At 68.5% G+C, this 1347-nt stretch carries 1 protein-coding gene; it reads left to right on the forward strand.

Annotated elements, in window-relative coordinates; translation table 11 throughout:
- Positions 1-72 precede the first annotated feature (72 nt).
- A protein-coding gene (locus tag EHS43_RS44665) for an IS3 family transposase (protein WP_260471020.1) occupies positions 73-1310 on the forward strand; the annotation gives its coding sequence in 2 pieces (ribosomal slippage) (positions 73-396 and positions 399-1310; 1236 coding nt in all).
- Positions 1311-1347: the final 37 nt, after the last annotated feature.

The raw sequence follows: 1347 nt of genomic DNA on the forward strand, positions 1-1347 counted from the left end.
GGAGCCTCCCCCTGAGTGGTGGACACGCTGATACTGGATCTGCTTGATCCGGAGGAAGCGAGAAGGCCGCCGATGGCGATGAAGGATTACTCGGACGAGTTCAAGGCCGATGCCGTGGCCCTGTACGAGTCCACACCCGGGGCGACCTACAAGAGCATCGCCGCCGATCTGGGCGTCAACCGGGCGACTCTGCGTGAATGGGTGCTGCGGGACCGCGAACGCCGTGGCGTCAGCGCCGCGGCTGCGAAGCCGGCCGCCCCCCGTCGCGAGGCGGTACCGTCCGCTGATCCGGACGAGCGGGTCCGTCAGCTGGAGGCCCGGGTGGCAGAACTTGAGGCGAGTGAGCGCAAGCTCGCCACCGAGCGGGACATCCTCCGCAAGGCGGCCAAGTATTTCGCCGGAGAGACGAACTGGTGATCAGCCGCTTCCAGTTCGTTGACGACCACCGGGACACCTACGAGGTGAAGCGGCTCTGCCAGGTCCTGGACGTGAACCGGTCCAGCTACTACAAGTGGCTCGCCGGCGCCGAGGCCCGGGCCACCCGGCAGCACGAGGACCGGGTCCTGGCCGAGGAGATCCGCGCGGTCCACGGCGAGTCCGGCGGCGCCTACGGCTCCCCGCGCATAACGGCCGAGCTCCGCGAGAAAGGGCGGCGGATCAACGAAAAGCGGGTCGCCCGGATCATGCAGAGGTTCTCCATCACCGGCATCCGCCTGCGCAGACGCGTGCGCACCACCGTCGCGGACCCGGCCACCTCACCGGTTCCGGACCTGTTCCAGCGGGACTTCACCGCCACCGAGCCGGGGCGCAAATACATGGGCGACATCACGTATCTCCCGCTGGCAGGCGGGGAGTTCCTCTATCTCGCCACGGTGCTGGACTGCTTCAGCCGCAAGGTCGTCGGCTGGTCCATCGCCGACCACATGCGCACCGACCTGGTCGCCGACGCACTGCGGATGGCAGCCGCGACCCGCAGCGGCCTGGACGGCGCCGTGTTCCACTCCGACCACGGGGCCCAATACGGATCGAGGGCCTTCGCCGGCCTCTGCGACCAGCTTGGAGTCACCCGGTCGATGGGCGCGGTCGGCACCAGCGCCGACAACGCGGCCTGCGAAAGCTTCCACGCGTCCCTGAAACGCGAGACCCTCCAGGGCGCCCACGACTACGGTGACGCCGCCACCTGCAGAAGGACCGTCTTCGCCTGGCTGGCCCGCTACAACACCCGCCGTCGGCACTCCGCCAACGGCCACCTCAGCCCCAACGAATACGAACGCCGACACCACACCGCTAAACTCACGCTCGCCGCGTGATCAATAACCGCGTGCCCACCTTCACGGGGGAAGGCCC

The organism is Streptomyces sp. RP5T (assembly GCF_003933965.1).
GTDB lineage: Bacteria > Actinomycetota > Actinomycetes > Streptomycetales > Streptomycetaceae > Streptomyces.